Consider the following 26,287-nt stretch of genomic DNA (forward strand, 5'->3'; position numbering starts at 1 on the left):
ATTTTGTGTAAATTTGCAAACCGAAAAAATCGGAAATAAATCAAGTATCAACGAGAGGTTAACGGTTGTAGAAGGATAAGATTAAGACCTTAATTTTATAATCACTCTCAAAACAAATTTAAAATGGCAAGATATACTGGTCCTAAAACTAAAATCGCCCGTAAATTCGGACAAGCGATCTTCGGAGACGATAAAGCCTTCGAAAAAAGAAATTACCCTCCAGGGCAACACGGAAACAACCGTCGTCGAGGAAAAAAATCTGAATATGCTATTCAGTTAATGGAGAAGCAAAAAGCGAAGTATACTTACGGTATACTAGAGAAGCAGTTCAGAAACATGTTTAAAAGAGCTACTGCAGCGCAGGGTATTACCGGTGAGGTTTTACTACAATTGTGCGAATCTCGTTTGGATAACGTTGTTTACAGAATGGGTATTTCGCCTTCTAGAAGTGGCGCTAGACAATTGGTTTCTCACAGACACATCACGGTTAATGGTGAAAAGGTAAATGTGCCTTCATACCAATTAAAAGCAGGAGATGTTGTTGGTGTTAGAGAAAAATCTAAATCATTAGAGGCAATCCAAAATTCATTAGCTAATTCTAGCAATGTTTATGAGTGGATTACTTGGAACTCTGGATCAATGCAAGGAACATATGTTTCTGTACCAGAAAGAATTCAGATTCCAGAGCAAATCAACGAACAATTCATCGTTGAACTTTATTCTAAATAATAAATTAATCACATTGGTATTTGGCCAAAGGGTTTGTTGGATTTCTTCAAGCTTACAGACCGCGCAACTAAATAACAATTAAAACGAAGAAAAAAATGGCAATATTAAATTTTCAGAAGCCCGATAAAGTAATAATGATCGATTCTACTGATTTCGAAGGTAAATTCGAATTCAGACCATTAGAACCTGGTTACGGCTTAACAGTTGGTAATGCACTAAGACGTGTTTTGTTATCTTCATTAGAAGGTTTTGCAATCACTTCAGTAAGAATCGAAGGTGTAGATCATGAATTTTCTACAATTTCAGGTGTAGTTGAGGATGTTACAGAAATGATTTTAAACTTAAAGCAAGTTAACTTTAAGCGTCAAATTGATGAAATTGATAACGAAACAGTTACAATTTCTATTTCAGGACAAGATCAAATTACTGCTGGTGACTTTCAGAAGTTTATCTCTGGATTTCAAGTGTTAAATACAGATTTAGTAATCTGTAACTTAGATCCTAAAGTAAACATTAATATGGAGTTGACAATTGAAAAAGGTAGAGGATATGTTCCTGCTGAAGAGAATAAAAAAGCTTCTGCACCAATCGGAACGATTTTTACAGATTCAATATATACTCCAATCAAAAATGTAAAGTATAGTATAGAAAACTATCGTGTTGAGCAGAAAACCGATTACGAAAAGTTAGTTTTTGAAATTAGAACTGACGGTTCAATCAATCCAAAAGATGCCTTAACCGAAGCAGCTAAAATTTTAATTCACCACTTCATGTTATTCTCAGATGAGCGTATTACATTAGAAGCTGATGAAATAGCACAGACTGAAACTTATGATGAAGAATCACTTCACATGAGACAACTATTGAAGACTAAATTAGTTGATATGGATCTTTCTGTACGTGCACTAAACTGTTTAAAAGCAGCTGAAGTAGATACTTTAGGTGATTTAGTATCATTCAACAAAAATGATTTGATGAAATTTAGAAATTTTGGTAAGAAATCTTTAACGGAGCTAGAAGAGCTTGTAAATGTGAAGGGTCTTAATTTCGGGATGGATTTGAGTAAATATAAATTAGATAAAGACTAATTAAATAATTATTAATAATCATATTTTGCTCTCTTGGCGATAAAGGTTAAGATTTGGTAGCAAGATGATAAAACAAACGTCATGAGACACGGAAAAAAATTCAATCACTTAGGCAGAAAGACTGCACACAGAAAAGCAATGTTAGCTAATATGGCTTGTTCTTTAATAGAGCACAAGCGCATCAATACAACTGTAGCTAAAGCAAAGGCTTTAAAGCAGTTTGTAGAACCAATGATTACAAAATCTAAAGAAGATACAACTCATAATAGAAGAATTGTGATGTCTAGATTAAGACAAAAAGACGCCGTAGCAGAATTGTTTAGAGATGTAGCTACTAAAGTTGGTGATCGTCCAGGTGGTTACACACGTATCATCAAACTAGGAAACAGATTAGGTGATAATGCTGATATGGCAATGATAGAGTTGGTTGATTACAATGATATATACACTGTAGGTAAGCCAGAAAAGAAAACACGTAGAAGTAGAAGAGGAGGAAAGAAGTCAACAACTGTTGATGCGCCTGCTTCAAAGGAAACTAAAGCTTCAAACGAAGAAGAATAGCAATGCCAACAGAAAAGCAAGTTGAATTTATTATCAAAAAAGATAGAAATTTGAAATTGACTTTCTCGTTTTTTAAAACTCGATTATCGAGTGTTAATAAGCATTAATAAATATAAAGGATAAACTGTTTCAGTTTATCCTTTTTTTTTGGAATTTTGTAAAACTTTTAATAAACATATATGAAATATAAATCGCGTAAAAAAGCACTCATTTTATTAGCTGACGGAACCATTTTCTACGGTAAATCCATAGGAAAGGAAGGTACAGCTTATGGCGAAGTATGTTTTAACACTGGTACAACTGGTTATCAAGAAATTTTCACAGACCCATCTTATTTTGGTCAAATTATGGTAACTACCAATGCACATATAGGTAATTATGGTACATTGGATAAAGAAATGGAATCAGAAAACGTAAAAATAGCCGGCTTAGTATGCAAGAACTTTAGCTTCGAATATTCAAGACCAGGTGGTGACAGTTCACTAGAAGGTTTTTTCGAAAAACATAACACACTCGCTATTTCAGACGTCGATACACGTGCTTTGGTAAGTTATATTAGAGATAATGGTGCTATGAATGCTGTCATTTCAACAGACGTTGATAATATTGAAGGTCTTAAGAAGCAATTAGCAGAAGTGCCTTCTATGGTAGGCTTGGAGTTGGCTTCAAAAGTTTCAACGAAAGAACCATATTTTTTCGGTAATGAAAATGCGACCTATAAAGTAGCGGCGTTAGATATAGGAATTAAGAAAAACATTCTTAGAAATCTTGCCAAAAGAGATGTTTATATAAAAGTGTTTCCCTACAATGCCAAATTTGAGGATTTAGAGGCTTTTAATCCAGATGGATACTTTTTGTCTAATGGTCCTGGTGACCCAGAACCACTTATAGATGCAATCAAGTTAACTAAGGAGATTTTATCAAAAAATAAACCACTATTTGGCATATGCTTGGGACACCAGGTGATTGCTTTGGCCAATGGCATTTCAACTTATAAAATGCATAATGGACATAGAGGTATAAATCATCCGGTAAAAAACTTGGTTACTGGTAAAGGCGAAATTTCATCTCAAAATCATGGCTTTGCTATCAACAGAGAAGAAACCGAGGCCAACGATAATGTAGAAATTACCCACGTACATCTAAATGATAATACGGTCGCTGGTATAAAATTGAAAAACAAAAATTGCTTTTCTGTACAGTACCACCCTGAAGCAAGTCCTGGACCAAATGACTCAGCTTATGTATTTGATCAATTTATAGAGAATATGAAAAAATAGAACTCAGAAAACCGCAACAAAACTTAATTTTTTTTGCGGTTTTTTAATTTCGAAATCATTATAGTAACAATTTATCGTAATTATAAATTCTTATTTATAAATCCATTTTTGATTTTTGTAAATTTGAATAAGACAATAGGGTTTGCCGATGAAGTTTTATAATCTTCATAGGGTCAAACAAAATTAAAATCAATAAAACTAATGAGCATAATTATAAACGTACACGCCAGACAAATTTTAGATTCAAGAGGAAATCCAACCGTAGAGGTAGATGTAGTTACTGAAAACGGAATTTTGGGTAGAGCGGCTGTGCCTTCTGGTGCATCTACAGGTGAACATGAGGCTGTAGAATTGAGAGATGGTGGTGATGCCTTTATGGGAAAAGGAGTTTCTAAAGCTGTTGAAAACGTAAATACAATTTTAGCTCAAGAGCTAATGGGTGTATCCGTTTTTGAGCAAAATGCTATAGATAATTTAATGATAAAATTAGACGGCACACCGAACAAATCTGTTTTAGGTGCTAATGCCATTTTAGGTGTTTCGTTAGCGGTTGCAAAAGCTGCAGCAAATGAATTGAATATGCCTTTGTACAGATACGTGGGTGGAGTTTCGGCAAATACATTACCAGTGCCAATGATGAATATCATTAACGGCGGTTCACACAGTGATGCACCAATTGCGTTTCAGGAATTCATGGTAATGCCTGTAAAAGCCAAAAACTTTACACACGCCATGCAAATGGGTACAGAGATCTTCCATAACCTAAAAAAAGTATTACTTGATAGGGGTTTAAGTACCGCTGTAGGCGATGAAGGTGGGTTTGCACCAACTTTAGAAGGTGGTACCGAAGATGCTTTAGACACGATAAACAAGGCTGTAACGAAGGCAGGTTATAAATTAGGTGACGATGTTATGATTGCTTTGGATTGTGCTGCGGCTGAATTTTATGTTGATGGTGCATATGATTATACCAAATTTGAAGGAAGCAATGGCAAAGTAAGAACAAGTAAAGAGCAAGCCGATTATTTAGCAGAATTGGTTGATAAGTATCCGATTATCTCCATTGAAGATGGTATGGATGAAAATGATTGGGAAGGGTGGGAATACCTTACAAAAAAGATAGGTGACAAAGTTCAATTGGTAGGTGACGATTTGTTTGTAACCAATGTAGAACGCTTGTCTCGTGGTATCGAAAATGGTATTGCAAACTCAATTCTTATTAAAGTGAATCAAATAGGAACATTAACAGAAACCATTTCTGCTGTGAATATGGCACATAATGCAGGTTACACCTCTGTGATGTCTCATCGTTCTGGAGAAACTGAAGACAACACTATAGCAGATTTAGCAGTAGCTTTAAACACAGGTCAGATAAAAACAGGTTCGGCTTCGCGTAGTGACCGAATGGCAAAGTACAATCAACTCTTGCGTATCGAAGAAGAATTAGGTGATGTTGCTTATTTTCCGAAGGATAAAGCTTTTAAGATTAAAGCTTAAAAAAAATATTATATTACGTTAAGCCTTTTCAATTTTTATTGATAAGGCTTTTTTTTGCTCAATCAAAAGAATATACAATACCATTAGTTAGTTCATATTGTGTATTGGGAATTCCAATGATTGGATTCGTATCAAAATAATAAGTAAATGATGTTTTAAAAGCCAAGTTTTTAAATAACCGAAACGCAACTGAAGTTTCATTAGAAATTCTAAAATCAGAAAATTTCTTCAATAATGGCTGATAATAAGTGGTGCTTACTATCGAAATGTTCTCTAACGGATACATGCTAAACGAGAAGTAAGTGCTACCTCTGAAATCTCTCAGAATAGAGATGGAGTTATCTGACGCTTCTTCATATTCGTACATTACGAGTGTGCCCCAATAATATCTGTAGTTTTTGTTTTTAAATAACTTAAGCCTTGGGCCAATTCCCAAAAGTCCTCTAAACTTTATATCCGAAACAGCATCGTACTGGCTCTGTGCAAATACTTCAAGTTTTAATCGTTCCGTCAATTTACGATTATACCTTAAGTGTTGTATGCCTCTATTCACAAAAGAATTAGCTTCTATTTTTTGGAGATTGATGTCATTGATAAAGAGGTAGAGATTGTTGTCCGTATTGTACTGTAATCTCACTCTATTAGTAATCCGAAATATAGCATTCGTATTTTTTATCAATCCAATATCAAGACTAGCTGAGCCAGACCATTTTGATGTGTCAGTAACACGTCGCAAAGATTCCACGTTTACAATTTGGGCATAAGTGAAACTGAAGAAAAAAAATATTATGAAGCTCGAAATGGTAGTTTTCAACATTATTTAAAGTTCTCGATAATTTGGTAAAAATAGTATCATTTTTAGATTTATGTTTCACAAATATCGTCACAATTATTCAAGCATCTTGGATTTGTTAAAACGGTTATAAATGTCCTTCTTAAATCGGTTGATATTTCGTAAATTTACATTCCTTAAAAAAATTCACAATAACATATTAAATAGAGCATGTCAGATAAAGCTACACTAGAAATTAATGGAGAGAAGTATGAATTCCCAATAAAAATTGGTACAGAAAATGAAGTTGCCATAGATATTAAATCATTGAGGGGTTCAACAAATGGGGTAATCACGATTGATCCGGGTTATAAAAATACAGGAAGCTGTGAAAGTGCTATAACTTTTTTAGACGGTGAAAAAGGTATTTTAAGATATCGAGGCTACTCTATTGAAGAATTGGCTGAAAAAGCAGATTTTTTAGAAGTCGTATATCTTTTGATTTTTGGTGAATTGCCAACGCAAGATCAGCTCGATAAGTTTGAGAGTGACATCAAGGAAAGATCTATGGTAGATGATGATGTAAAAAAGATTTTAGATGCGTTTCCAAAGTCAGCACATCCAATGGGTGTTCTATCATCTCTAACAAGTGCTTTAACGGCATTTTATCCATCATCTGTAGATGTTAATTCAGAAGATGACATGTATAATGCCATCGTTAGGATTTTGGCTAAATTTCCAATACTTGTAGCTTGGACCATGCGTAAAAAGCATGGTCTACCATTAGAATATGGTGATGATAATCTTGGTTATGTAGAGAATGTGCTAAAAATGATGTTCAAAAAACCTAGTAGTGATTACGAGCAAAACCCAATATTGGTGAACGCTTTAGACAAGTTACTCATCTTACATGCAGATCACGAACAAAACTGTTCTACATCTACAGTAAGAATAGCAGGTTCTTCACATGCAGGTTTATTTGTGTCTTTAGCATCCGGTATTTCGGCACTTTGGGGACCGTTGCATGGTGGTGCAAATCAAGCAGTATTAGAAATGCTAGAAGCTATCAAGCAGGATGGAGGTGATACTAAAAAATACATGGCCAAGGCCAAGGACAAAAATGATCCATTCCGACTTATGGGCTTTGGGCACCGTGTATATAAAAACTTTGATCCACGCGCCAAAATAATAAAAAAAGCTGCTGATGAAGTTTTGAACGATTTAGGTGTAGAAGACCCTATTTTGGATATAGCAAAAGGACTAGAAAAAGAAGCATTGGAGGATCCATATTTTGTGGATAGAAAATTGTATCCAAATGTTGATTTCTATTCTGGTATTATTTATAGAGCGATGGGCATACCAGTTGAAATGTTTACTGTAATGTTTGCGTTAGGTCGTTTACCAGGCTGGATTGCACAATGGCGCGAAATGCGCATGCGCAATGAGCCTATAGGAAGACCAAGACAGCTTTATATTGGTGCAACACACAGACCTTTTAAGTCTATTGAGAAAAGATAATTAATAAACAAATCTAACAAAAGCTTCATAAATTTTATGAGGCTTTTTGTATTTTGCTATGCTATGAAATTAAATATCCAGAACGAAACATCTCGACTTAGAGCTGTAATTTTAGGGACTGCGAAAAGTAACGGCCCAATACCAGGTATAGAAGAGGCTTATGATCCTAAATCTGCCGAACATATTCTCGCTGGTTCGTATCCTAAAGAGGATGATATGATTATTGAAATGGAAGCAGTTGCTAGGGTTTTTGAAAAGTATGATGTAACGGTTTACAGGCCAGAAATTATAAATGATTATAATCAAATATTTACGCGTGATATTGCTTTTGTAATAGAAAACAAATTTATTAAAGCCAATATTTTACCAGACCGTGATCGAGAATACGAGGCGATCAAATATGTTATTCAGAAAATTGATGAAGAGGATGTTATCGTTCTTCCACCTGAATGTCACGTTGAGGGAGGTGATGTCATGTTATGGAACGATTACATTTTTATTGGCACCTATTCAGGTGAGGATTACTCTGACTATATAACTGCTCGAACTAATATGGACGCCGTAATTGAGATACAAGAACTTTTTCCTCATAAAACAGTTAAGTCTTTTGAACTAAGAAAATCCAATACTAATGCCAAGGAAAATGCACTTCATTTGGATTGTTGTTTTCAGCCGGTAGGAACAGATAAGGCCATTTTGCACAAGAATGGATTTTTAGTAGAAAAAGAATACAAATGGTTATTAAATTTTTTCGGAAAGGAAAACGTCTTTGAGATTACCAAAGAGGAAATGTATCACATGAACAGTAATGTGTTTTCAATTTCTGAAAACGTCGTGATTTCTGAAAGAAATTTTACTAGATTAAATACCTGGTTGAGGGATAAGGGTTTTACTGTTGAAGAAGTACCTTACGCAGAAATTGCAAAACAAGAAGGATTATTACGTTGTTCAACCTTGCCGCTCATAAGAGATTAATAACCCTATTTTCGATATAGAAAATAATTGTTGACCAAGTCTATGTATTCTTGTTTTGCTTCATCTTCGGTGATGTCTTTTATCTGAAAAAGAGCATTAGTCTTAAATGCATTTATAATCGGTTTTCTGCTACTTGGACGGCCATAATCATTGGTTGCTTTTTTGTAGTACGCATAAAGCCTGAGTAGAAAATCTGCAGGAAAAGGTTCTGCGTGGTCGTTTACACGATCTACAGCTGCTTCAAACTCTATGTCTAATTCTTCAGAACTCATTTCATTTCTGCAATCACACTTTCGCCACCACGTACTTTTTGGTTAAGTTGTACTTTAATTTCAGCATCTAACGGTAAAAATAAATCTACTCGTGACCCAAATTTAATAAATCCAGAATCTGCACCTTGTACAGCCTTGGTGTCTATAATAGCATAGTTAACAATACGTTTTGCCATAGCGCCTGCAATCTGCCTATAAAGAACTTTTCCGAAATTTTCGTTTTCCACGACCACAGTTGTTCGTTCGTTTTCCTCACTAGATTTAGGGTGCCAAGCTACTAAATATTTTCCAGGATGGTATTTGCTGTAAGTAATATTTCCACTCACAGGATATCTAGTAACGTGTACATTTATTGGAGACATAAAGATTGATACCTGTATACGTTTTTCTTTGAAAACTTCATTCTCTATGACTTCTTCTATTACCACAACTTTGCCATCTACAGGAGATAAGGCTTGCTTTTCATTAGACTGTGTTTTTCGCTTCGGATTTCGGAAAAATTGAAGAATAAGAAGAAACAAAATGAGAATAACAATCAAAGAGACTGTTCTAAACCACTCATTTGTAGCATATGAATCAATTAAGAAAAATAGCGCCACTACAATTACCAGTGAAATGAAAATGATTTTATAACCTTCTTTATGAAACATAACTTACAATTCTTAAAAATAAATAAAAAAATGGCGCTGCAAAAATAAGACTATCTAATCGGTCTAATAATCCTCCATGTCCTGGCATGATTACACCACTATCCTTAACACCGGCCTGCCGCTTAAATTTAGACTCAATTAAATCGCCTAAAGTGCCAAAAACACTTACTATTATGGCCAACATCAACCAGTTATTAAAACGTAAAGTATCTGTATATGTGGCAATAAAATAACTAGCAACCGCAGCAAAAAATAGTCCACCTAAAAAGCCTTCAACGGTTTTCTTTGGTGAAATGCTTGGAAACAATTTTTGTTTTCCAAAGTTTTTGCCTATTACATAAGCCGCGCTATCGTTAACCCAGACTAAAACGAAGCCACCTAAAAGTATAAAGGGTGTAAACTTGTCTTCAAAATTTGAAATCAGTGCCATAAATATAAATCCACTTGTAAGGTAAAAGGTCGTGGCTATATATCTTTTTGATTCGAATAAAGGTATTTTTTTTTCAGCAAATAAATCTTTTATGAGTATTAAATTAACGAAAATCGTAATGACCAAAAGTATTTGTGTCGCTTCATTGCTACCCCTAAAATTTGAGCTCAAACATGCATATGCTACAAACCCATATAATAATATAAAGATAATATATTGGGCAAAAGAGTGAAGTTTGATAAGTTTGCTAAATTCTACTAAACATAACAATCCAAATATTGCCAATATACTAATGAGTGCTTCCTGCATATAAAGAGAGCCAATGAGCAATGCAACATAAATAAATCCAGAAATGGCTCTAATAAAAAATTCTTTCATTACAAATCCTCTAATAAGAGTAAATAAAGATTTTTAGAACTGCTGCCATAAGAAAGGAAATCTTTGTCTTCAGCTGTTTTGAAGTGCTTTATAGTGGTAATATTGGTAGGAATTGAAGACTTACTTTTGGCTTTTATACCTTTTAGTCCTTCACCTATATTTTCTACAAATTGACTGGTAGTAGCGTAAATTATGAAATTAGTAGGTAGTTCTCTTAATTTTTTTTCGGCGATTTGATTGGATGAAATCAACAGGGACCCATCATCAGAAATTAAGTACTCACAAGTTGAGAGAAAATAAGCGCTTTCAGATGCCTTTTTTGTGGTTTCAAGATTAAAATCTTTGAACAGATCGGACAATCGCTTGTCTATAAGAAAAACTTTTTCGTTTTGCCATTTGTTTTCTTTTAAAATGGCATTAAAACTATCCTTGATTTCATTAATATTTTCGCAGTATAAAAATTTGCCTCCGTTAGCTTTAAAATTAATCGTAAAACGCTCATCTGCAGGCAACTTTATTTCTGGCATGTATTTGCCACGCTCTTGATTTGGTACATTTTCTTCGGAATCATCAGACTTCTTCCCAAAAATTTTACGAAATAAGCTCATTCAACAGTTGCTATTAATCAAAATTTCGATTTTCTCAAATATAAAAAAACTTAAACTAACATTAGAGCCAATTTAAGTTTTTTATAATGATGGAGGATTGAGTTTATTCTTCTTCCTCTTTTATTATTTCGGACATAGATTCACTCTTTTCAAAAGCACGTTTTCCGAAGATTTTTTCAAGATTATCTTTAAATATTACTTCTTTTTCTAATAGTACTTCTGCAAGTTCAGTTAACTTGTCTTTATTGTTTTTAAGTAATTCAATAGCTCGTTGATACTGCTTTTCTATAATATCAGAAATCTCCTTATCAATCAATTCAGCGGTTTGCTCACTATACGGTTTAGTAAACCCATATTCTGATTGGCCCGAGGAATCATAATATGTAAGATTACCTACTTTTTCACTAAGTCCATACACTGTAACCATTGCTCTGGCTTGTTTAGTTACCTTTTCTAAATCACTTAAGGCGCCAGTTGAAATTTCATCAAAAATCACTTTTTCAGCAGCTCTACCACCTAAGGCAGCGCACATTTCGTCCAGCATTTGCTCTGGTCTTACGATTAACCGCTCTTCAGGTAAATACCAAGCAGCGCCTAATGAACGACCCCTTGGCACAATGGTAACTTTTACCAATGGTGCAGCGTGTTCTAACATCCAACTTACAGTTGCATGACCAGCTTCGTGAAAGGCAACGGCACGTTTTTCGTCTGGAGTTATAATTTTATTTTTCTTTTCAAGTCCACCCACAATACGGTCAACAGCATCCAAGAAATCTTGTTTGTTTACAGCTTTTTTACCTTTTCTCGCAGCTATCAATGCAGCTTCATTACATACGTTGGCAATATCTGCACCAGAGAAACCTGGTGTTTGTTTCGCCAAGAAATCGATGTCTAAAGTTTCTTCTTTTTTAAGCGGACGTAAATGCACTTCAAAAATTTCTTTACGTTCTCTAACATCTGGAAGATCTACATAGATTTGACGATCAAAACGTCCTGCACGCATAAGTGCACTATCTAAAACATCGGCACGGTTAGTTGCTGCCAATACAATCACATTGGTATTTGTACCAAAACCATCCATCTCCGTAAGAAGTTGATTCAGTGTGTTTTCACGTTCATCGTTAGATCCTGAGAAGTTATTTTTACCTCTTGCTCTACCGATTGCGTCAATTTCATCAATAAAAATAATGGAAGGTGATTTTTCTTTTGCTTGTTTAAATAAATCCCTAACACGTGAAGCACCAACACCAACAAACATCTCTACAAAGTCAGAACCTGACAATGAGAAAAACGGTACTTTAGCTTCACCTGCAACGGCTTTTGCTAATAACGTTTTACCAGTTCCTGGAGGACCTACTAAAAGTGCACCTTTTGGAATTTTACCACCTAATGAAGTATATTTCTCTGGGAATTTTAAGAAATCTACTATCTCTTGGACTTCCTCTTTTGCTCCTTCTAAACCAGCCACGTCTTTAAAGGATGTTTTTGTATCGCTCTTTTCGTCAAATAGTTTAGCTTTTGACTTTCCGATATTAAAGATCTGTCCGCCAGCACCACCACCTCCGCCAGAAGACATACGGCGCATAATAAATATCCATACACCAATAATCAACACAAATGGTAGTAGCGTTAATAGAAAGTCTCCCCAAACATTATGTTCTGTCTTAAAAGAAACAGGAACATCAATATTCTGTTCTGCTTTTATTTTTGCTATTTCTTCTTGAAATAAAGTTAAATCCCCAAACTCAAATTTATAATTTGGCGCTGGTGAAACCGATGGTAAAATAGAATTTGGTTTAGATTTTTTGTGAATGGTCTGTTCTTCAGCTTCATCAGTCAAATATACATTAGCCTCACGGTTATTTACAATTTCTACTTTTTTAACATCACCTTGACGCAAATAGGTGAAAAATTCATTTGGTGTAGTTTCCGTTCCAGTAGAATCTCCAAAACCACCAGAAAATAGCTGAATTGAGATAAATACTGCAATTATGATTCCGTAGATCCAATACGGATTCATCTTTGGTTTTTTGTTTAAATTTTTATTTTCTTTAGCCATAGCGTTGCCGCAAATGCGGTAATCTTAAATTTAGTAACTTGTTTCTATTTGGGTAGTCTTAGCGTCACCCCAAAGACTCTCTATATCATAGTACTCTCTAATGTGTTTTTGAAACACATGTACCACAACATTGACATAATCCATTAATATCCACTCTGCATTGTCAGTACCTTCAACATGCCATGGTTTGTCCTTAAGGGTTTTGCTAACTTGTTTTTGTATGGAGTTGACGATTGCGTTTACTTGTGTATTTGAAGTACCTTCACAAACAATAAAATAATCGCAAACCGTATTTTCTATCTCTCTTAAATCTAAAATTGTAATTTCTTGTCCTTTAACCTCTTCTATACCACCTATAATTGTTGTAATGAGTTGGTCTGCATTGGTATTTTCTTTCGTCATTAAATTGAATTAAATTTGTGCAAAGTTATTATTTTTTTAGTTCATGTAACCTCTTATTGTCATAAGAAAACCATAAAATAAAACCGCGTCTTTAATGTACATAATCAAACTTGATGCCATTGATTCCACAAACAGCTATCTTAAGAGCATGGCAACCAAAACCTTGCCAAAGGATTATACCATAGTGATGGCAGAATTACAGACAGAAGGACGAGGGCAAATGGGTACCAATTGGCAAGCCAAATCGGGTGAAAACCTTACGGTTAGTGTATTTAAAAGATTACCAGGCTTTAATATAGAAAAGCAATTTTATATTAGTATGGCGGTTTCTTTGGCAGTTGCTAAGGCCTTAAAGCGTTTTAAAATTCCTAAAACGCGTATTAAATGGCCAAACGACATTTTGTCAGCAGATAAGAAAATATGCGGAATTCTGATTGAAAACGTCATTAAAAACAATAAATTTCAAGGCTCGGTCATTGGTTTAGGAATTAACATAAACCAAAAGTATTTTGAAAATCTACCTAAAGCTAGTTCTATGCATTTGCTTTTGGGAACGGTTTTTAACAAGGATGAAGTCTTTTCTGAGGTATTAAAATCTTTAAAGTTCTATTTTGAGAAATTGGAAACAGAAAAATATGCAGAAATCAAATCTGATTATGAGAAATTATTATTTAAAAGAGATAAACCTTCGACATTTAAAGCTAAGGAAACATTTTCAGGTATAATTAAAGGAGTTCATCCAAATGGGAAACTAATGGTCTGGACTGAAAATGATATACTTAGATCGTTCGATTTAAAAGAGGTTCAACTGCTTTATTAAATTGCGGTTTTCATATTAGTTACTAAGGTCTCTATAAACTTTTTTATAGGGCCTTTAATCATCATTGACATCATCGTATTAAATTCTCCACTAAATTCTAATTGCACATCGCTTTTTTCTTCCTGAGCTCTAGTAATATGTGCGACCAATGCAAAATCCAATTTACCACCTGCAGCACCCAAAACAATTTTGTTATATGGTATTTCTTCTTTCTTTTTCAAGACGATTTCTGGCATCCCTTTTAGTGCGAATAGAAATTTATCATCACCCAAAACTTCAAACTTACTAATGTTTTCTGGCATTAATTTTTCAAAATTCTTAACTTCAGAAAGGAAGTTGTAAGTTTCTTCCGGTGATTTATCTAGGGTTACTTTTGGCGATTCTAAATTCATAATTTATAAGTTTAGTTGTGGATTGGTTTAGTCATCAAGGTATTTAGCTGATTAAAAATTAAACCATACTTGAGACTCAAGATTATTCTGCTGTCCATTCACTTGGGTTAGAATTCCACTGTGCTAATATATGCTGTTGTTTTGAGTTGATATAATTGGTGTCTAAGGCTTGCTCCAATAGGTTTTCGTAATTGCCTAAGGTATGTAGCTCTACTTTAGCATCTTCAAAATTTTGTTTAGCTACATCAAAACCATAAGAGAATATTGCAACCATGCCTTTGACGTTCACTTGAGCCTCATTTAAAGCTTTTACCGCATTGAGACTGCTTTTTCCAGTGCTGATTAAATCTTCTACTACCACTACGTTTTGTCCTTTTTCTATAAAACCTTCAATTTGGTTTTGGCGACCATGTGCTTTAGCTTCGGGTCTCACGTATACAAATGGTAGGTTAAGATAGTCTGCTACTAGAGCGCCAATGCCAATTGCACCTGTTGCTACTCCTGCAATCACATCTATTTTGCCATAGTGATCTTCAATATGTCTAGCCATGGTTTCGCGTATGTAATTTCTAATTACTGGATAGGATAAAATAATTCTATTGTCACAGTAAATAGGCGATTTCCAGCCTGATGCCCAGGTAAAAGGCTCATCTGGTTGTAACTTTATGGCATTGATTTGCAATAAAACCTCGGCAGTTTGTTTAGCAGTTTCTTTGTTAAAAATCATGATGCAAAAATAATGTTTTTTGAAGGTTGTGAAATTTTTAATTTAAATTAATTTTCATTTCAAATGCATTCTCATATTTTTACAGAACCAAAGATGTAAGATAGCAATCTATGTACACCATTTATGTAGGCGACAAACCTATTATTCTCACTACAGAAAACGAAAAGGAAACAGATTTTAAGTCTTACCTTTTAAAAACTGTCAATATAGGCAAGGTGATTAAAAAGCTGAATAAAACTGATTTGGCAGCCGTGCATCTAATTCATAAAAATCCGGATAAACTGCTAAAAAAATTCTTGAAACTTCTGCCTAATGTTATTGCTGGTGGTGGAAAGGTATATAATGCCAACAAGGAAATTCTTTTCATTTACAGAAACGACAAATGGGACTTACCAAAAGGAAAAGCAGAAAAAAAAGAATCCATTGAAGAAACAGCTTTGCGTGAAGTGGAAGAGGAGACAGGTGTAAAAGGGTTGGAAATCACAAAGCCATTACCAACCACATACCATATATTTAAACGCAATGGCAAACATAAAATAAAAGTGACCTATTGGTTTGAAATGACTACAGATTTTGAGGGTAAACTCTATCCTGAAGAAAACGAAGGCATTACAAGAGTAGAATGGTTGGGCAAACAAGCCTCAACGGAAGCTTTGGAAAACAGCTATGCTAATATTCGGGTTTTGGTTTAGTCTTCTCAGTTAAGCATATTAAGCTCACAAATAATAATTCTAGCTCCTTCAAAATTTCGCAGTTAACAAATTTATTGTTTTATATAAAGTATCTCTTATCGTCCTTTCCATCACATTATTTGTTGAAAATTTCTGATTAATTTCAATCTCAATGCCCAAATAATCAATTGGAAATTGCTTTCTTAAAAACGTGGTGAAACCATCAGATTTTCCCAAATAAGGATAGTTGAATCGTACGTTTAAATCGAGATTATGTTTATTAATTTCAGTTTTAAGCTGTTTGCAAAATTCTTGTTCTGCTTTTTTGCGTGAATCATACAATAGACCAATGTCACAGTTGCGTATTTCACCATTTAGTTCTGGTGTAAAACTGTGAATGGATAAGTGCAAAACCTTGTTGTTTGTATCAATGAGTTTTGCAATTTGGTGTTCTACGGCAACTCTATATGGAATATAATTCTGTTTTAAAATTTTAGTTTTTTGAGCTTTAGATAAATCCTGTGTAAATTCCGAAAACAATTGCTTGCTGAACAACGACCGATTTAACTCTATCAATAATCGAGATGTCGTGCTAAACAATGAAGTGTCTGCCAAAGGCTCTAAATGTTGGAACACATCCAAAGCGCCTAAATCGAAACCACGATGAGTGTTTAGAGCTTCATTATTTTTGAAATACGATTTATAAGCTGCAGGAATGTCGTTCCCGCCATGCTCACAGGTTAAAACGAGTTTCACGGTTGAAATAGTGAATTGTTTTGTAGACAATGTTGAAGCTGACGATACACATTAGTAATATTGTTTTTTGATGTATCATTTCCGACGGCTTTTAAAATACGAGTGGCTAAAGTGCCTTCTTCTAAAATCAACTCAATAGGTTGATGATGCGATTTATCAATTTTCGCTTTCACCTTTTGGTACAAATGTTTCCAAACGGCATTTGCTGTTTTAGCTCCCTTAATTCCGAATAATCTCAAATAATCTTCGTTTTCAATTTTTGAATCTTCAGCATGCTTTATCGCATCATTAAAAATATCGAATAACGAATTATGTGACCAGCTTTTTTGAGCTTTGAGTGTGCAAAATTCATTGTTAACGAACGCTTTTAAAACTTCAATAATAAACGCACAGATAGCAATATCTGCTTTTGGGCATTCTTGTATATCAATCAACCGGATTTCAATTGCATTTCGATCAAAACGAGCAATAGCACCTCTAGAATTTAAAAAATGCTGATCCAAAACCTTGTCTTTGTCATATGGTCGAATCGCTTTTTTAATTGGTTCAAAGATAGTAGTGTGGTAATCTGCTTTTGTGAAAATAGCTTCAGGAATTACCATACCTGTCAATTCCGGAATTTCCTTTTGGTTGTTCTTATAAAATTCCAAACGCGTATCTCTAAAACCGGTTATTCTCCCTTCTAAAATTGGCGAACTGGCGCAAAGCGCAGGGATTAAAGGTAAAATAATACGGATTGCTGCGTGCAGTTTTTCAAATTCCGTATCGTTATAAAAAGGTAAATTAATATGGGTGCTCTGCACATTGCTCCAGCCATGGCCTTTACAGTTAAATATCTTGTTGTAAAGCGCATAGACTTCACTATAACTGTGTTTCCAGAGTTGTGTGTCAGTATTTGGAACCATGAGTGGATGGGATGCAGTTCCTAACAACTGTAAATTTAGAGATTGTAAAAGCTCGTTGATTTCTAGAACGTTGTCATGAAACTTCTCAGCTAAATCATTCGTGTTATGAGTTGGGCCATTGGTCTTTATTTCAATAACGTGTGCAACAAGTTCGTTGCTCCAAGCGATATCTCCATTTTCAATATCTGCTGTTAATTCTCCCGCTTTTTTTGTTAATAATTCATCAACTTTTGGTACGACCTTAAACGTGTCTTTGCTTATGAGCATATATTCCAGCTCTATACCGTAAACTTCAAATAAGTGATACTTTTTAGCCATCTTAATCTACGCGTTTTTTTAAAGCATTTAAAATATCGATATAAACTTTATCTCCATAAAGGGCATCCTCGACACCAAAATCGATGTTGGGATTGTCGTTAATTTCAATCACCATAAGTTTGCCATCTACAACCTTAATGTCAATGCCGTAAAGCCCTAGTCCCATTAATTTAGCAGATTTAAGAGCAATATCTATTACGTTTTTGGGTACATCTTCAATAGGCAAACAATCAGCGTTTCCATCTTGGTCATCCTTATCCTCAGCTTTCCAATTATAAATTTGCCAGTGCCCTTTTGCCATGTAATACTTACAAGCATAAAACGGTTGGTTGTCAATTATGCCAATACGCCAATCGTAGTCCGACGGACAAAATTCTTGGGCTATAATTAAATCTGATTCTTTTAACATTTCCGTCACCAATGCATCAAATTCGGTTTTCGTTTTTGCTTTTTTCACTCCGAATGAGAATGTAGAATCTGGTGCTTTTAGCACACAAGGCAAACCTGTTTGTTCCAAGACATTATCACGATTATTAGCGTGAACGATGACCGTTTTTGGTGTATTAATATTGGCATTGTCCAAAGCTTCTGCCATATATACTTTATTACAGCATCTTAAGATTGCGTCGGGATAATCGATAATCGCAATACCTTCCTGCTGAGCTTTTCTGGCAAAGGTGTACGCTTCGTTATTGACTTCGGTGCTTTGTCTTAAAAACAGAGCGTCAAAAGACGACAAACGAGAGAGGTCTTTTGGCTCAATAATTTCTGCGTAAATGTTCATCTTTTCAGCAATTTCGACGAATTTTTTTAGAGCTTTTGGATTGCTGGGTGGAGCAGGATCATTGGGATTGACTAAGATGGCCAAATCAAAATCGTAATTAACAACTTTTGCAGTGTCATATCGTTTTTTTGCAAAATACTGATTGGCAAATTCATATACGCTAGGCATGTGGTCAACAGGAATTTCAGCTTCCGAAATCGCTCTGATGCTCTGTACATTCCATTTGGTGGTGTGGTTGAGCTTTACGCGCAAAAATGGTACTTGAAAATGTTTGTAAAACAGTGCACTTAAAGCCTTGTACTTTTGGGCAACATTTTGTCCAAAATAAATGCTGAGCGTAAATTCCTGTGATTTTATGTTTTTTAGACTTTGCTGAATTTCATCATCAAATTCGTCGGAAACAATTCTAACGAGTTTGAGTGTTTTTAAATCCACAATATTTTTTGTGGTTGGAATAGGTAAGTGGCCTCTGGCTTCTGCCAAAAGCGAAACGTAATAACCTTTGGATTGGTACGAATAGTCCTTGCACAAATTGAAAATTCGTGCTGTTTTTAAAAGGGCGTATTTTGGGTTAGTAAGGTAATCTTGTGAGGAAATTACGTTGATATTATCAGTTGAAAAATTCCAGTTTTCAGGCTGATTTACAACAATGTATTTGTTCATTTAGAGCGCAGTACGCTATTAAAATTTTAAACAAATGTATATTATTTTTCGATTAGTTTTACATTGAGTATAAAATAATTATTTGTTAAATAATTGATTGAATTTGAACTAAAAATAGATATTAAAAAAGAGTTTTAGTTAGGGTTTAATTTTAGTGGTTGCAAAATGTAACTGATTCTTCATCGTTGCTCAAAACTAAAAAAACGAGCCAACTAAAAGTGGACTCGTTTTGTCTGAGCATATTTAATTTAACTCATTAAGCTACGACACTTAATTTTTCTTTTGTTGTCTTAGTATCATCTTTAAGTTTAAACTGGTTGGAGGTGTTTTTCTCACCGCCAGCTTTTAAAGCCTTGTCTCCAGCAAAGAATGTCTTGTGGTCGTCACCAAGATCAGAACCTGCCATTCTTTGATGTTTTACACACGAAACCCCTTTGCGAATTTCTTGTCGCTGCACTCCTCTCACATAAGCCAGCATACCTTCTTCGCCAAAATAATCTTCCGTCAAATCGTTCATGTGAAGAGCTGTTGTATGATAGGTTGGAAGGGTAATCAAGTGGTGAAAAACTCCCGCATCACGTGCTGCATCGCGTTGGAATGTTTTGATTTTTCGGTCAGCACGATAGCATAACTCTGATCCATCATATTGCGCGTCCATCAAATTGTTTCGATCATATGCGGTCATGTTTTCTCCTTCCTTCAACATGTCATCAAAAGCTTGATTTCTGAAGTTTAATGTCCAGTTAAAAGACGGAGAATTGTTGTAAACTAATTTAGCATTTGGTACGACCTCTTTGATTCTGTTAACCATGTTGGCAATTTGTTTGACATCTGGAGTTGGAGTTTCAATCCATAATAAGTCAGCACCATTTTCTAAGCTTGTAATGCAATCCAAAACCACCCTGTCAATGTTAGATCCATGCTTAAACTTGTATAATCCATTTGGTAATCTTACAGGTCTCACCAATTTGCCATCTCTCTTTAAAAGAACATCATCTTCACGAGCGTCAGCGATTGCAATTTCTTCAGCTTCAACAAATGCTAAATATTGAGAAGCCAAATCTCCAGGTTCTTGACTTACGGGTAATTTTTGTGTAAGTCCAGCTCCTTCTGAATCTGTTCTTGCCACAATAACTCCATCTTCTACTCCCAATTCTAAAAAGGCATATCTAATGGCATTTAATTTGGCCACAAAATCTTCGTGTGGCACAGTGACCTTACCATCTTGGTGTCCACATTGTTTAGCATCTGAAACCTGGTTTTCAATTTGAATTGCACAAGCTCCAGCCTGAATCATCTTCTTTGCCAACAAATATGTTGCTTCCTCATTGCCAAAACCAGCATCTATATCTGCAATAATCGGTACAATATGAGTTTCAAAATTATCGATTTCATCTTGCACATTTTCTCCGTTTTCGAGTCTTTTAAATAAATCATTTAATTCTATGGCATCTGCCTGACGAAGGAAATCATAAATCTCATTAATTAATGAAGGCACAGCAGTTTTTTCGTGCATAGACTGGTCAGGCAATGGTCCAAATTCTGAACGCAACGCAGCAACCATCCAACCAGAAAGATATAAGTATTTTTTATTGGTAGTTTTGTGATGTTTTTTTACTGCAATCATTTTTTGCTGTGCTACAAATCCATGCCAACAACCAAGAGATTGCGTGTATTTTGAAGTATCTGCATCATACTCAGCCATATCTTTCCTCATAATGGCAGCAGTGTATTTTGCGATGTCCAAGCCGGTGTTAAAACGGTTCTGTGTTCGCATTCTTGCTGCATTTTCAGGATTTATAGAGTTCCATGTATTTCCGTATTTTTCTTTTAGAGTTTTTACGGTTTGTAAAGCAGATTGATAATTGCCTTGTGCTAAATTTTTCATAATTTTGAATTTAATTATTGAGGTTATACAAGATTTTGATAATTAAGTCTCGCAGGCTATTCCCGTAGTTGCGAGACATTTTTTTATATATATTGGTAAGCAGGAAGCGTTAAGAATTCTTCAAATTTTTCTGAAACGACCAACTGATTAAAAAGGTTGATGGCCAATTGAAATTTAGTAGAGTTTAAATTTCCTTCTCCAACTTCAGTGATGATTTTTTCTACTTCATCATCATATAGATTATTATATAGTTCGCGGTTAAGCTGTCTTCCGTCTTCTAGTTTAGCTTTATTTCTGAGCCATTGCCATAGTTGTGTTCTCGAAATTTCTGCAGTTGCAGCATCTTCCATTAAGTTATAGAGTGCCACAGCCCCATGGCCTCGTAACCATGCTTCTGTGTAAAGAATACCGACATTGATGTTTTTTCTAATTCCATCTTCAGTAATAGTACCTTTTGGCAACTCAATCAAATCCTTTTCCAACACAGAAATATCATCACGAGTCACATGTAGTTGATTGGGTGTTGGCATATGCTTGTTAAATTCGTTCATGGCAACTTCTACCAAAGCAGGATGAGCAACCCATGTGCCATCGTGTCCATTTTCAACCTCCCGTTCTTTGTCTTTTCTAACTTTTTCCAAGGCTGCTGCGTTTGCTAGTGGGTTATTTTTAATTGGTATTTGGGCTGCCATTCCGCCAATGGCAAGAATACCTCTTTTGTGGCAACGTTGAATTACAAGTTTAGAATAAGCATCCATAAAAGGAGTTGTCATAGTTACTTGGTCACGATTTGGCACTAAAAAGCCATCATGATTTCTAAATTTTTTGATATATGAAAAAATATAATCCCAGCGTCCGCAGTTAAGACCAACAATATGGTCTTTGAGTTCATAAATAATTTCGTCCAATTGAAAACTCGCTGTAATAGTCTCCACCAACACAGTGGTTTTAAATGTGCCTTTAGGAACATTAAGATAATCTTGCGCATAGTTGAAAACGTCATTCCACCAGCGGGCTTCTAAATAATGCTCTAGTTTTGGAAGGTAGAAATACGGAGCCGTTCCGTTTTCCAATAGGGTTTTAGTATTGTGAAACACATACAGTCCAAAATCCACCAAACTGCCAGAAGTAACTTCGTCATTTATTAAGATGTGTTTTTCATCGAGATGCAAACCTCTTGGCCTTACCAAGAGTACAGCTGGATCTCCATTTAATTCATAACTTTTACCACGTTTGGTGTCTGTTAATGAGATCGTTCTTTCATTCGCATCTTTAAGATTTTGTTGGCCGTTAATGGTATTTTTCCAGGTTGGTGCATTACTGTCTTCTAAATCTGCCATAAAAGTTTTGGCGTCAGAATTTAGTGCGTTGATAACCATTTTTCTGTTAACTGGTCCTGTGATCTCTACACGTCTGTCTTGCAGATCTTTTGGAATGGAACCAGCTGTCCAGTCACTTTCTCTTATATTTTTAGTTTCAGCAGGAAAAGTTGGAAATTCCCCTTTGTCAAAAATCTCCTGTTGAGCTTCTCGTGATTTTAAAAGTTGAAGGCGTTTTGAATTAAAGTGCTCATGTAGGGCAACGAGAAAATCCATTGCCTCGTCTGTTAATATCTCAGGAAAATAATTGTTTACTGCTCTTGAGAAGGTGATTTTGGTCTGTTTTAAAAGAGGTTGTTCCATGATATAAATTATTTTGAGACAATATTAAAATAAACATTTGAATAAAACAAGCGAACGTTCGCTAAAACGATTAAGTTCACATAAATTAGATAATTCGCAAATTATGTTATCTTTGAAAATACTATGGAAGAAGATTATATTAAACTCATTTTTGGGCTAAAATTGAAGCAGATAAGAACGGAAAAGAACCTGTCTTTATTCGGTTTGTCGAAGATTTCGGGCTTGTCAAAATCATATTTAAATGAGATTGAAAATGGAAAAAAATACCCAAAACCAGATAAAATCGCTTCACTCGCTGAGGTTTTAAATGTGCCGTATGACCAAATGGTATCATTAAAATTGGATAAAAACTTAGCTCCAATAGGCAATTTGTTACGCTCCAAAATATTAAAGGAAATTCCTTTGGAGCTTTTTGGAATTAAAGAAAGTGATTTAATTGACATCGTATCAAATGCACCAGCGAAAGTGAACGCATTTATAAACACTATTATTGAAATCGCTCAGCACTATAACTTTAGTAGAGAGAGTTTTTTCTTGGCATCAGTACGCTCGTTTCAAGAAGCCAATAATAATTATTTTGACGATTTAGAGGAGCAGGTTTTAAAGTTTGTGGAGGCATATCAGATAGATTTTAATAAACCGATATCATCTGCAGAACTGAAAGAAATTTTAGAAGAAGAATATAGCTATACTATCGTAGAAAGCGAATTAGGTAAATATGAAGCATTGGAAAATCTACGATCTGTTTTTGTCCCGAAAACCAAGACCTTACTGCTAACCGATGCTATAGATGAATCACAGCGAGCATTTATCTATGCTAAAGAATTGGCTTATAATTTTCTAAAAATCGAAGAACGTCTTTATACATTCCCATGGATTAAATTTGAAACCTTTGACCAGGTGTTGAATAATTTTTACGCCTCCTATTTTGCAGGAGCGCTAATTATTCCCCAAAAACTTATTTCTGATAATTTAGAGGAAATTTTTGCAAAAAAGAAGTTCGACAAGTCATCATTTTTAAGAGTCATGGATAGCTTTAATGCATCACCAGAGTCGTTTTATCAGCGTTTGACCAACATTTTGCCAAAGGAATTCAATATTAAGAATTTATTTTTTCTAAGGTTTACCCATCGTACAAACAGCGGAAAGTTTCATCTAAACAAAGAATTACATTTATCGCATCAACATTCTCCGCGAGCTAACGAAATAAATGAGCACTATTGTAGGAGATGGGTGTCTTTAAAAGTGCTGATGGATATTAGTAAAAACAGTAAAGAACATCAATTCGATATTCAAATTTCAAATTATGAAAATGAGGGTAATAAATATCTTGTATTCTCGTCTGCAACAAAAGATCCATTTAAAGAAGGTCAATATCGTAGTATTAGTATTGGTTTACTCATGAATAATCAGCTTGAGAAAAAAGTAAACTTTCTCTCTGATAACACTATTAAAATTGAAAATGTTGGCGTCACCTGTGAGCGTTGTGTTATCGAGAATTGCGAAGTGAGGCAAACGCCACCGATTGCCATTGAAAAGGTTAAAAAGAATAAGCAAATAGAAACGATAGTAGAGGAATTAAAATTGAAATTTGACAAAAAATGAACTTAATCTATTCTAGTCTATAAATAGGATAAAGGAAATGAGCAGTCTCATAATTTGGGCTTTGTTTGTGTAGCCAATCTAATTGTGCATACCAATTGTTAGCAAAGTCCTCTTCGTAACTCACTTTAATATTATATTCAATCTGAAGTTTAGGATTGTTTTTGAGTAATTGCTGCGCTTTATCTTCCCATACATAAGGCGAAAACCCTTCCTTTTGTTGTAAAATGGTATCGAAGAAATTCCAGTTAAAGAAAGAATCTGGAGCAATAGGTTCTAGGGTTTCCAATAAATATCGGATTCCTTTTTGGTCGGTTGTAATAAGGTAATCTCCTTTTCTAAAATTTACATTTTCAGAGGATGCTTTTACCGAAGTTTTGTAATGCGTGTAGTGACCCTCGTAAGCTGAGGTTCTTGTATCGTAATTAGCAATTTTATATAATTCTACATTAATGGTAGTGTCATTTTCTATTTGGGTCATTTCAATCTCATTAAGCTTTAATAGCTCAATTATATGGTGCCAGCCTTGTGGGATTACATAAGCTTTTGGTATGGTAACCGAATCGGCAGCTTTAAAATAATTCTGGTATGTAATTTCTTTTGTAAATGGTTTTGACGTATCGTATTTTAAGCGTTGTGCTCCGGTCAATTCGCTTGGAATCAATTCTCCTTCATAGCCTTTGAAACTTAAGGTCGAGGATTGTGTGGTGTCAACCTCCCAGGCTAAGGGGTAAATGTCGCCAGCTGACCAGGTTTTGTGTTGCTCTTTTCTCAATTTTGAAATTTTATCACCTTGTTCTTCGGTTATTTCAATCATACTTTTCATTAATTCATAAGTGCCTTCTACGCGCTGTTTGTAAGGCTTAAGCATATGTGTTTCTACCATCATTCCCAAGGTATTGAATAAGGTTGTGTAACCTGTGGAATAGCGAGGTGAATCAAGAAATTGTGTAAACCCCCTGTCGGGTGTGCTATTAAAAACATTAACGTAAGGAGTAATATCCCAAGATTTAGTTTCTAGTTTTTGTTTGAGTTTAGGCATCATTTCGGTGTGTAAATAGTTGCCTAGTTTTCCACCTAATTTATTGTGTTGGGTAAATAAATGGGTCAGTGTATATTGATAATCTGCTCCATTACTCACATGATTATCGATAAAAACATCTGGTTGTATCATGTGAAAAATCTTTGCAAATGTTCTAGCATTTTTGGTGTCAGATTTTATAAAATCACGATTCAAATCATAGTTACGAGCATTGCCTCTAAAGCCATATGCTTTTGGTCCATTTTGGTTGGTTCGGGTAGTGGAATTTCTATTAAGACTTCCGCCAACGTTGTAAATCGGAATCGTTACTAAAACCGTGTTCTTCGGTGCATCAATTTTGCCTTCTACAATATCTCTATATAACATCATTGTGGCATCAATCCCATCTGATTCCCCTGGGTGAATACCGTTATTAATTAGCATAATTCGCTTGTTTTCTCTCAAAGCCTCAAAATCATTTTCTGAACCAGTCATATTTAAAGTTGCGATGTGTAAGGGTTTCCCTGAATCGGTTTGGCCAATGGCTTCCATCGTTATTTCAGAATAGCTGTTTGCCAAATCTGAATAATACTGAATGGTTTGATCGTATGTGGCAGTCTCCGTGCCCTCGCTTTTTTCAAAAACAGTCGTAAAATCGATATTTGATGAATCTTCTTTTGAATTTTTATTTTCAGTTTTATCGTTACAGGAAGAAAGAATGAGTAATAGAATTATTAGTTTTTTCATGGTGAATTGGTTTGTCCTTCAAACATAATCAAAATATAGAAATAAAATTATGGGAAGTTGAATTTGAAAAATAGAAAATGATTAGTTTTGCG

At 34.8% G+C, this 26,287-nt stretch carries 25 protein-coding genes; 10 read left to right on the forward strand and 15 right to left on the reverse strand.

Annotated features, from left to right (window positions below; all coding sequences use genetic code 11):
- The first annotated feature begins 123 nt into the window (after positions 1-123).
- The 5 genes from rpsD to eno all read left to right on the forward strand — a co-directional run bounded on the left by rpsD (position 124) and on the right by eno (position 5,155).
- Complete coding sequence (rpsD, locus tag HM983_RS10850; RefSeq protein ID WP_179345459.1) at positions 124-729, forward strand: 30S ribosomal protein S4; 606 nt, start codon at positions 124-126, stop codon at positions 727-729.
- A 95-nt stretch (positions 730-824) separates the two neighbouring features.
- Entirely contained in the window at positions 825-1,817 is a 993-nt protein-coding gene (locus HM983_RS10855; protein WP_179345460.1) for a DNA-directed RNA polymerase subunit alpha, read from the forward strand.
- Between the two features lie 81 nt (positions 1,818-1,898).
- Entirely contained in the window at positions 1,899-2,378 is a 480-nt protein-coding gene (rplQ, locus tag HM983_RS10860) for a 50S ribosomal protein L17 (RefSeq protein WP_179345461.1), read from the forward strand.
- A gap of 179 nt (positions 2,379-2,557) precedes the next feature.
- Positions 2,558-3,658 (forward strand): glutamine-hydrolyzing carbamoyl-phosphate synthase small subunit, encoded by a 1,101-nt coding sequence (carA, locus tag HM983_RS10865; RefSeq protein WP_179345462.1) that lies wholly within the window; start codon positions 2,558-2,560, stop codon positions 3,656-3,658.
- A gap of 201 nt (positions 3,659-3,859) precedes the next feature.
- A complete protein-coding gene (gene eno, locus HM983_RS10870) occupies positions 3,860-5,155 on the forward strand; it encodes a phosphopyruvate hydratase (protein ID WP_179345463.1) in 1,296 nt (431 codons plus the stop codon).
- A gap of 58 nt (positions 5,156-5,213) precedes the next feature.
- Here eno and HM983_RS10875 read toward each other — a convergent pair whose 3' ends face one another.
- The gene (locus HM983_RS10875; RefSeq protein ID WP_179345464.1) at positions 5,214-5,900 is read right to left on the reverse strand and encodes a DUF481 domain-containing protein; all 687 of its coding nucleotides are present in this window, start codon (positions 5,898-5,900) and stop codon (positions 5,214-5,216) included.
- Between the two features lie 258 nt (positions 5,901-6,158).
- Here HM983_RS10875 and HM983_RS10880 point away from each other — a divergent pair, with 258 nt between their 5' ends.
- Together HM983_RS10880 and HM983_RS10885 are read left to right on the forward strand one after the other, a co-directional pair.
- Complete coding sequence (locus HM983_RS10880) at positions 6,159-7,445, forward strand: citrate synthase (protein WP_179345465.1); 1,287 nt, start codon at positions 6,159-6,161, stop codon at positions 7,443-7,445.
- 63 nt (positions 7,446-7,508) lie between these two features.
- On the forward strand, positions 7,509-8,420 hold the full coding sequence (locus HM983_RS10885; protein ID WP_179345466.1) for a dimethylarginine dimethylaminohydrolase family protein: 912 nt from the start codon (positions 7,509-7,511) through the stop codon (positions 8,418-8,420).
- A gap of 5 nt (positions 8,421-8,425) precedes the next feature.
- Here HM983_RS10885 and HM983_RS10890 read toward each other — a convergent pair whose 3' ends face one another.
- The 6 genes from HM983_RS10890 to rsfS form a co-directional block, all read right to left on the reverse strand.
- Complete coding sequence (locus HM983_RS10890; protein WP_179345467.1) at positions 8,426-8,692, reverse strand: acyl-CoA-binding protein; 267 nt, start codon at positions 8,690-8,692, stop codon at positions 8,426-8,428.
- Entirely contained in the window at positions 8,689-9,342 is a 654-nt protein-coding gene (locus tag HM983_RS10895; RefSeq protein WP_179345468.1) for a phosphatidylserine decarboxylase family protein, read from the reverse strand. The genes HM983_RS10890 and HM983_RS10895 overlap by 4 nt, the downstream gene beginning before the upstream one ends.
- Positions 9,332-10,150, reverse strand: coding sequence for a phosphatidate cytidylyltransferase (locus HM983_RS10900; RefSeq protein WP_179345469.1), 819 nt, complete (start codon positions 10,148-10,150; stop codon positions 9,332-9,334). The genes HM983_RS10895 and HM983_RS10900 overlap by 11 nt, the downstream gene beginning before the upstream one ends.
- The gene (locus HM983_RS10905) at positions 10,150-10,758 is read right to left on the reverse strand and encodes an LUD domain-containing protein (protein WP_179345470.1); all 609 of its coding nucleotides are present in this window, start codon (positions 10,756-10,758) and stop codon (positions 10,150-10,152) included. Before HM983_RS10905 ends, HM983_RS10900 begins: the two co-directional genes overlap by 1 nt.
- Positions 10,759-10,861: 103 nt before the next feature.
- Entirely contained in the window at positions 10,862-12,817 is a 1,956-nt protein-coding gene (gene ftsH, locus HM983_RS10910; RefSeq protein ID WP_179345471.1) for an ATP-dependent zinc metalloprotease FtsH, read from the reverse strand.
- Positions 12,818-12,847: 30 nt separating this feature from the next.
- A complete protein-coding gene (gene rsfS / locus HM983_RS10915) occupies positions 12,848-13,219 on the reverse strand; it encodes a ribosome silencing factor (RefSeq protein WP_179345472.1) in 372 nt (123 codons plus the stop codon).
- Between the two features lie 94 nt (positions 13,220-13,313).
- Between rsfS and HM983_RS10920 the strand changes: the two genes are divergently transcribed.
- Positions 13,314-14,039 (forward strand): biotin--[acetyl-CoA-carboxylase] ligase, encoded by a 726-nt coding sequence (locus tag HM983_RS10920; RefSeq protein WP_179345473.1) that lies wholly within the window; start codon positions 13,314-13,316, stop codon positions 14,037-14,039.
- Here HM983_RS10920 and HM983_RS10925 read toward each other — a convergent pair.
- Positions 14,036-14,431, reverse strand: coding sequence for an SRPBCC family protein (locus tag HM983_RS10925; protein ID WP_179345474.1), 396 nt, complete (start codon positions 14,429-14,431; stop codon positions 14,036-14,038). The genes HM983_RS10920 and HM983_RS10925 overlap by 4 nt on opposite strands.
- A gap of 82 nt (positions 14,432-14,513) precedes the next feature.
- Entirely contained in the window at positions 14,514-15,158 is a 645-nt protein-coding gene (pyrE, locus tag HM983_RS10930) for an orotate phosphoribosyltransferase (protein WP_179345475.1), read from the reverse strand.
- A 110-nt stretch (positions 15,159-15,268) separates the two neighbouring features.
- Here pyrE and HM983_RS10935 point away from each other — a divergent pair, with 110 nt between their 5' ends.
- Positions 15,269-15,850 carry an NUDIX hydrolase gene (locus tag HM983_RS10935; RefSeq protein WP_179345476.1) on the forward strand — a complete coding sequence of 194 codons (582 nt, stop codon included), beginning with the start codon at positions 15,269-15,271 and terminating at the stop codon, positions 15,848-15,850.
- 48 nt (positions 15,851-15,898) lie between these two features.
- On the opposite strand, the gene HM983_RS10940 is transcribed toward HM983_RS10935, so the two are convergent.
- The 5 genes from HM983_RS10940 to aceB form a co-directional block, all read right to left on the reverse strand.
- On the reverse strand, positions 15,899-16,585 hold the full coding sequence (locus tag HM983_RS10940) for an N-formylglutamate amidohydrolase (RefSeq protein ID WP_179345477.1): 687 nt from the start codon (positions 16,583-16,585) through the stop codon (positions 15,899-15,901).
- Positions 16,582-17,808 carry a glutamate-cysteine ligase family protein gene (locus HM983_RS10945; protein WP_179345478.1) on the reverse strand — a complete coding sequence of 409 codons (1,227 nt, stop codon included), beginning with the start codon at positions 17,806-17,808 and terminating at the stop codon, positions 16,582-16,584. Before HM983_RS10945 ends, HM983_RS10940 begins: the two co-directional genes overlap by 4 nt.
- Before the next feature lies 1 nt (position 17,809).
- A complete protein-coding gene (locus HM983_RS10950; RefSeq protein WP_179345479.1) occupies positions 17,810-19,255 on the reverse strand; it encodes a RimK family protein in 1,446 nt (481 codons plus the stop codon).
- A 256-nt stretch (positions 19,256-19,511) separates the two neighbouring features.
- Positions 19,512-21,143 carry an isocitrate lyase gene (locus HM983_RS10955; protein ID WP_179345480.1) on the reverse strand — a complete coding sequence of 544 codons (1,632 nt, stop codon included), beginning with the start codon at positions 21,141-21,143 and terminating at the stop codon, positions 19,512-19,514.
- A gap of 83 nt (positions 21,144-21,226) precedes the next feature.
- Positions 21,227-22,825: a malate synthase A gene (gene aceB, locus HM983_RS10960; protein WP_179345481.1), complete on the reverse strand. Its 1,599-nt coding sequence runs from the start codon at positions 22,823-22,825 to the stop codon at positions 21,227-21,229.
- Positions 22,826-22,948: 123 nt separating this feature from the next.
- On the opposite strand from aceB, the gene HM983_RS10965 reads away from it, so the two are divergent.
- Positions 22,949-24,430, forward strand: a complete 1,482-nt coding sequence (locus HM983_RS10965; protein WP_179345482.1) for a helix-turn-helix domain-containing protein — start codon at positions 22,949-22,951, stop codon at positions 24,428-24,430.
- A 7-nt stretch (positions 24,431-24,437) separates the two neighbouring features.
- Here the strand turns inward: HM983_RS10965 and HM983_RS10970 are convergent, their stop codons facing one another.
- Complete coding sequence (locus tag HM983_RS10970) at positions 24,438-26,195, reverse strand: M14 family metallopeptidase (RefSeq protein ID WP_179345483.1); 1,758 nt, start codon at positions 26,193-26,195, stop codon at positions 24,438-24,440.
- Positions 26,196-26,287: the final 92 nt, after the last annotated feature.

This window comes from Winogradskyella ursingii, assembly GCF_013403975.1.
Taxonomy (GTDB): Bacteria; Bacteroidota; Bacteroidia; order Flavobacteriales; family Flavobacteriaceae; genus Winogradskyella; species Winogradskyella ursingii.